At 72.5% G+C, this 6675-nt stretch carries 5 protein-coding genes and 2 pseudogenes; 6 read left to right on the top strand and 1 reads right to left on the bottom strand.

Annotation, left to right across the window (positions count from 1 at the left end):
• Nucleotides 1–256 precede the first annotated feature (256 nt).
• Nucleotides 257–456, bottom strand: a pseudogene (locus ACFUJR_RS22615) (NADP oxidoreductase); the annotation flags it as partial.
• Between the two features lie 6 nt (nt 457–462).
• Between ACFUJR_RS22615 and ACFUJR_RS22610 the strand changes: the two are divergent.
• The 6 genes and pseudogenes from ACFUJR_RS22610 to ACFUJR_RS22585 all read left to right on the top strand — a co-directional run.
• Nucleotides 463–642 (top strand): annotated as a pseudogene (locus ACFUJR_RS22610) (2Fe-2S iron-sulfur cluster-binding protein); the annotation flags it as partial.
• Between the two features lie 252 nt (nt 643–894).
• On the top strand, nt 895–2172 hold the full coding sequence (locus ACFUJR_RS22605; protein ID WP_383180497.1) for a YncE family protein: 1278 nt from the start codon (nt 895–897) through the stop codon (nt 2170–2172).
• A gap of 298 nt (nt 2173–2470) precedes the next feature.
• On the top strand, nt 2471–3424 hold the full coding sequence (locus ACFUJR_RS22600; RefSeq protein ID WP_383180494.1) for an alpha/beta hydrolase: 954 nt from the start codon (nt 2471–2473) through the stop codon (nt 3422–3424).
• Nucleotides 3417–4583: an acyltransferase gene (locus tag ACFUJR_RS22595; RefSeq protein ID WP_383180491.1), complete on the top strand. Its 1167-nt coding sequence runs from the start codon at nt 3417–3419 to the stop codon at nt 4581–4583. Before ACFUJR_RS22600 ends, ACFUJR_RS22595 begins: the two co-directional genes overlap by 8 nt.
• The gene (locus ACFUJR_RS22590) at nt 4576–5907 is read left to right on the top strand and encodes a sensor histidine kinase (protein WP_383180488.1); all 1332 of its coding nucleotides are present in this window, start codon (nt 4576–4578) and stop codon (nt 5905–5907) included. Before ACFUJR_RS22595 ends, ACFUJR_RS22590 begins: the two co-directional genes overlap by 8 nt.
• Complete coding sequence (locus ACFUJR_RS22585; protein WP_383180486.1) at nt 5904–6581, top strand: response regulator; 678 nt, start codon at nt 5904–5906, stop codon at nt 6579–6581. The genes ACFUJR_RS22590 and ACFUJR_RS22585 overlap by 4 nt, the downstream gene beginning before the upstream one ends.
• The last annotated feature ends 94 nt before the right edge of the window (nt 6582–6675 follow it).

Genomic DNA, 6675 nt, shown 5'->3' with positions numbered 1-6675 from the left:
GCTCCTCATCGGTCAGCACCAACTCGGCCTTCGGCCGCCCCATCGCCATACCGAAAGCCTACATCTAAACAGAATTCCAGACTCAGAACACTAGGCCCTGTCGTCGAAGTGGCGCCGGTAGGGCTCGCGGCGTCCGGTGCCGTGCATCGCAAGGCGGAGGGGCGCCCGACCACTGGACGTACTCGGGTGCTCCGACAACGCGGCGGGGTGCGGTGCCGGGCGTCGCGGGCCAGGCGAGACTTCGACGACAGGGCCTACGGGAGGCCTGGGCGAGTGCCTTCGCCACCGCCTCCGCTCCGGCTCGCGGTCCGTGGACCGGGGTGTCGGGCTGCTGGCCCCAGGAGTCGTCGATGCCGCCGGCGTCGACCGGGTCGAAGCCCGACTGATCGATGAGGCACGGACCGTCTTCTTGGCGACCGCGTCGTCGCCCGCGACGGGCAGTGTCATGCGTATTGGGGGGTCCAGCGCGGCTACTGCCAGCCCGGACAGATCCTGACGGCCGTCGCCAAGGTCCGCGCCGCCCGGGAAGCCGGTCGGGAGATCGACGAGGCGGATCTCGACGGGATCCGCAACATCTGCCGCTGCGGGACCCACAACCGGACCTGTGAGGCGATCGTGGCGGGAGCCCGCCGCATGTCCTGACAGGACACCGCGACCGGCGCGTCCCGCGCCGCCGCCATCGCCGCGCCCGCCGCCCCGGCCACCGCGCCCGCGGCGCACCGGGCCGTCCTGGGCCTGTGAAGCTGATCGCGCGCGCCCTCCCCACGGATGAAGTCTCGCGTGACAGCAGACGCGTTCCGAGTCTTGTGGGTGGCGCGACAACTCCTTACTGTCGGGTAAGTTGCCCTGAGTAACAGGGCAGTTGATGCCGCATGCCCACTGGAAGGAACACCGATGTCTGCTGCCCGGACGCGAGGCGCGCGCCGCCTCCTGCTCGGCTCGCTCGCCGCCGCCCTCGCGCTCACCGTCGGTGGCGGCGGCACCGTGGCCGCCGCCCCGCCCTCCGGACCGGCGGCGCCCGGGGGGCTGCGAGAGGTCATGTTCGTGGGGAACAACTGGGACGGCACCGCCGACGTCATCGAGGCGACCGGCGACTTCGCGCGCATCGGCCGGATCAACGTCATCCCGGACCGTGAGCGCCGCATGTGGGAGATCGGGCTGAACCCCCTCAAGCTCGCGTTCTTCCTGGGCATCCGCCAGGGCCCGGGCGAGGGCCACGACCAGTTCGTCGACGACATGTACGCCACGCCGGACGGCTCGGCGATGGTGGTCTCCCGGCCGAGCTTCGCCGACGTCGTCTCCATCGACCTCCGCACCGGCGCGCTCAACTGGCGGTTCCCCGTCTCCGGTTTCCGATCAGACCACATGGCCGTCTCGCCCGACGGCACCCGAGTCGCGGTCTCGGCCTCCACCTCCAACACCGTGCACGTGCTCGACATCACCACGGGCAAGCAGGTCGGTTCCTTCGCCACGGGCGACAAACCGCACGAGAACTTCTTCTCGGCCGACGGCCGCTACCTCTGGAACATGGCCATCGGCGAGGTCACCACCGCCCTCGACGACCCCTTCTGGGACTGGACCAAGGGCGATCGCCGCATCACCGTCGTCGACGCGCGCACCTTCGAGCAGGTCCGCGTCATCGACATGCGTGCCCGGCTCGACGCCTTCGGCCGCAAGGACCTCTCCGACGCCGTGCGGCCCGTCGCCTTCACCCCGGACGAGTCGAAGCTCTACTTCCAGGTCTCGTTCTTCAACGGCTTCCTCGAGTACGACGTCGCCACCGACCGGATCACCCGCGTGAAGACGCTCCCCGAGAACCCGGCCACCGACCCGGACCGCACCACCTGGGTCAACGACTCGCGCCACCACGGCATGTCCATGAGCCCCGACGGCTCCAAGCTCTGCGTCGCCGCCACGATGGACGACTACGCCACCGTCGTGGACCGCCAGACGCTGAAGGAGGGTCCGCTGGTGAAGGCGTCGAAGCCCTACTGGGCGACGGTCAGCGGCGACGGCCGCTCGTGCGTCATCTCCGAGAGCGGTACGGACCGGGTGACGGCGATCGACTTCGCGACCGGCCGCAAGGTCGCCTCCGTCTCCGTCGGCGACCACCCCCAGCGCGTCCGCCTGGCCCGCGTCCCCGCCGACTGGAGCGGCCCGACGGCACGCTGACGGCCTCAGCCCGCCGCGACGGACCCGGTCGCCGACTTCTCGCGTACGGCTGCGAGACAGTCGCCGACCGCGTCCCGCGTACGGGTCAGGCAACGGATGCGGTCGGTCATCCGGCCGCGCCCGTCCCGATTCCCCCGCCGCGGCGGGGGGTGAGGGGCCCTCCCGGCGCCTCGACCCCTACGCGTAGTACTTCGGAGCTACTCAGGGACTGTCCCCTCCGGCGGGACGCCGACCACCGCGCGTGATCCATACGTTCGGCACCGGAACGACGAACCACTCCGGTACGGAAGGACACGCCATGGCGTCCCGCCCGCGCAGCCGTCGGCTGCGTCGCACGTTGCTCACCGCGCTCGTCATCGCCTCGGTGGCGGTGCCGACCGCGGGCGCCGCCCGCCCCGCCGCCGTCCCGGCGCCGGCGCCGCCCGTGCTCGGGCCGCTCGCCCCCGTCATGGAAGGCACCCTCGACGCACGGTACGCCGCCAACCGGGACGCCGTCCTGGACGCCGAACGGACCGCCGCCGACTACGGCGACCTGCGGCGGGCCGCCGCCCTGCACGCGATGGCGGACAAGCGCCGCCACCTCCTCGCCTTCGACGGCCGCGACGGCGGCCGCAGCGTGGAGGTCGTCGGCGACCTCGCACGCGCCGACCGGATCGTCGTCCTCGTCCCCGGATCGGACACCTCGCTGGGCAGCGAGCGCTTCCGGGACGGCGCCGTCGCCCTCCAGCGCCGGCTCGGCGAGCGCGGCGCCGTCCTCGCCTGGCTCGGCTACCCGACCCCCGCCACCGCGAGCGCGGCCGCCCTCACCCCGCGCCGGGCCGAGGAGGCCGCCCCCGGACTACGGGACTTCATCACGGAGTTGAGGTCCGCAAGGCCCGCAGCGCGCCTCACCCTCCTCTGTCACTCCTACGGCTCCGTCGTCTGCGCCAAGGCGGCACCGGGGCTCCCCGTCGCCGGAATCGTCCTCTACGGAAGTCCGGGCACCGGCGCGGGCAGCGCCGCGGAGCTGCGGACCACGGCCACCGTCTGGGCCGGGCGTGGCCGATCCGACTGGATCGCCCACGTGCCCCACCTCCGCGTGCCCCTGCCCTTCGGGGAGCTGGGCTTCGGCACGGACCCCCTCGCACCGGAGTTCGGTGCCAGGGTCTTCGACGCCGGCGAGGGCGGACACAGCGACTACCTCGTCCCCGGCTCCGTACCGCTGACGAACCTCGCCCGGATCGCCGAGGGACGGGAGCCCGTCGATGCGTGACCTCGCCCGACGTGTCGAGGCCGCCACCCCACGCGACCGCGACCGCGCCCTGGACGCCCTGCGCGCGCTGGCGATCCTCGGCGTCGTCCTCGGACACTGGCTCGTCACCGCCCTGATCGCCGACAGCGGTACGGTGCGCGGTGCCAGCCCCCTGAGCCACCTGCCCGAATTCACCCCCGTCTCCTGGGTGTTCCAGACCCTGGCCGTCTTCTTCCTGGTCGGCGGTCTGGTGTCCGCACGGGGCCTCGCCGCCGCCCGCGAACGCCGCGAGCCCTACCGCGTGTGGCTCGCGGCCCGACTGGGCCGGCTCTTCCGGCCCGTCGCCGCCCTGTCGGCGGTGTGGACGGCCGTGGCGCTCGCGATCCTCGCCTCCGGAGTGCCCTGGCAGACCGTGTACACCCTCGGCAGGCTGGTGCTCTCCCCGCTCTGGTTCCTGCTCGTCTTCGCCGCGCTCACCGCCCTGACCCCGCTCGTCGCCCGCGTACACCCGCTGTGGCCGCTCGCCGTCGTCCTCCACGTCGACCTGATCCGCTTCGGCCTCGACCGGCCCGCCTGGACCGGATGGATCAACGTGGGCGCCGGCTGGCTCGTTCCGTACTGCCTCGGTGCGGCCTGGGCCCGCCACGAACTCAAGGGCCGCGCGACCGGCCGGCTCCTGCTCGGCGGCGGAGCCGCGACCACCGTGCTGCTCGTGCTCTTCGCCGGCTATCCCGCCGCCATGGTCGGCGTGCCCGGCGCCCCGGTGTCCAACCTCAACCCGCCCACGCTCGCCGCCGTCACCTTCGGCCTTGCCCAGTGCGGCGCCGCCCTGCTGCTCCTCGACCCCCTGCGCCGCGCCCTGCGCCGCCCCGCCGCCTGGGCGGCGGTCGCGCTGCTCAACCTCGGCGCCATGACCGTCTTCCTCTGGCACCAGACCGCGATGATCGCCGTCACCGTCACCGGGCTCCTCGCCGGCGAACTCCTCGGCCACGGACCCCTTCCCGGCCTCCATGCCGTCCCCGACGGATACGGCTGGGTCCTGGCCCGTGTCGCCTGGCTCCCGCTCTTCGCGCTCGCGCTGCTGGTCTGCTGCGCCGCGTTCCGTACGTACGAACAGGGCGGCCGCGGCCCCATCCGCGAGAGGCGACCCGAGGTGAACAGGGAGATCCGAGGTGCCTAGGCTGGACGCGGCGAACAAGGGGGGACAGGTGGGGGAGGGTTACGGGCGGTCGCTGGTGGGCGCCCTGGGCCGGGTGCCGCGCGCCCTGCGCGAGGACCTCTGGACGATGGCCCGCGATCCACTGCCCCGCCAGGCGTGGTTCGGCTGGCTGCCACACGGACACCTCGTGCTTCTCGCCCTCGTCGCCGGCGCGGCGAAGATGGCCGAGTACGGCAGCGCGATGCCCGTGCTCACGGGACCGGTGCAACTGCTCGTCGTCCTCCAGGCCGCGGCTCTGGTCCTCGCTCTGAGCCGACCCGTGCCGGCCTGGTGGCTCTCGACGGTCACCCTGTTCCTGACCGCGGAGATCGGCGAGTCGACCGTCGGACCCGACCTGCTGTGGCCCTGGAGCGTCTGGGGCATCGTGGTGCACACCTTCGTCGTGCTGCTCCTCGCCTTGCGGGTCCCGCTACGGGTCACGGTCGTCACGCTCGTGATCACCGTGCTGGCGGGGCTCGTCAACACCGTTGTCCCCACGGGCTTTCCCCACAACGAGGACCTCGGCGGCGGTGCCATCGCGTTCGCGACCGCGGCGGTGGTGGGAGCCTCACTGCGGATGAGCCGCGTGGCGCGGACGCAGCTCGTCGCCCAGGAGGTCATCACCGCCGAGGAACGGTCACGGCGTGCTCTGCTGGAGGAGCGCGGCCGGATCGCCCGTGAGCTGCACGACGTCGTCGCCCACCACATGTCGGTCATCTCCATTCAGGCGCAGGTCGCCCCCCACCTGGTCGAGAATCCTTCCGACGAGCTGCGGGAGAACCTCGCCGGAATCCGCCAGAACGCCGTCGAGGCGCTGACCGAACTGCGCCGGGTCCTCGGCGTCCTACGGGCGGAGGGCCCCGCTGCCGACGGTGTACGACACAGCCCCCAGCCCACCCTGGACCGGCTCGACGAGCTCCTCGACAACGTCCGTGCCACCGGACTCGCCGTCGACGCCGCCACCACGGGAGAACGCCGTCCGCTCTCGCCGGGCGTCGAACTCTCCGCGTACCGCATCGTCCAGGAGGCGCTGAGCAACGTGATGCGGCACGCACCGGGGGCGCGGGTGCGAGTGGAGACCGGCCATCTCGCGGCCGGACTGACCCTTCGGATCACCAACACACCACCGCGTCGACCTGTCGATCCCTCGCCCGCCCCACTAGCGCCGGGACTGGGGCACGGGCTGCTCGGGATGCGCGAGCGCACCGCCATGCTGGGCGGTGAACTCACGGCCGGACCCACCCCCGAGGGCGGCTACGAGGTGACCGCCACCCTCCCCAACGAACCGCGCAAGGACGGCACATGACCAACAGCGGGATCCGGGTCCTCATCGTCGACGACCAGATGATGGTCCGTCAGGGCTTCACCGTCCTGCTCAACGCCGAGCCCGGCATCGAGGTGGTGGGACAGGCCCTGGACGGCGAGGAGGCCGTCGCCAAGGTCGCCGAACTCGCCCCTGACGTCGTCCTCATGGACATCCGGATGCCCGGCATCGGCGGCATCGAGGCCACCCGCCTCATCACCGGGTCCGCCGGTGCCACCGTGAAGGTGCTCGTCCTGACCACCTTCGACCTCGACGAGTACGTCTACGAGGCCCTGCGCGCCGGTGCCTCCGGGTTCCTCCTCAAGGACGCCTCGGCCGAGGAACTCGCCCACGCTGTACGCGTGGTGGCGGGTGGCGACGCACTGCTCGCTCCCAACCTCACGAAGCGCCTCATCGCCGAGTTCTCCCGGCTGAGCGCGGGACCCCGAGCCCCGCTCATGGACCGCGTCGGCGATCTGACGGAGCGCGAGACCGAGGTGCTCGCCCTGATCGCGAGCGGTCTGTCCAACGCCGAGATAGCCGCCCGGCTCGTCCTGGCCGAGCAGACCGTCAAGACCCATGTGAGCCGCATCCTGATCAAACTGGGCCTGCGTGACCGCACCCAGGCCGCCGTCCACGCCTACGACATCGGCCTCGTACGCCCCACCGGCCACTGAGCCGCCGGTCCGGGCCGGTTCGGGCACGGGGGCCCGGCCCAGGGCCCGCTCGACGTGGGGGGGGGAGGGGGGGGCGGGGAGAAAAGGGAGGCGG

The sequence above is a fragment of the Streptomyces sp. NPDC057271 genome, from assembly GCF_042668715.1.
Lineage (GTDB): Bacteria > Actinomycetota > Actinomycetes > Streptomycetales > Streptomycetaceae > Streptomyces.
Note: the sequence above shows the minus strand (reverse complement) of the source record. Positions and strands in the feature narration are given on the sequence as shown.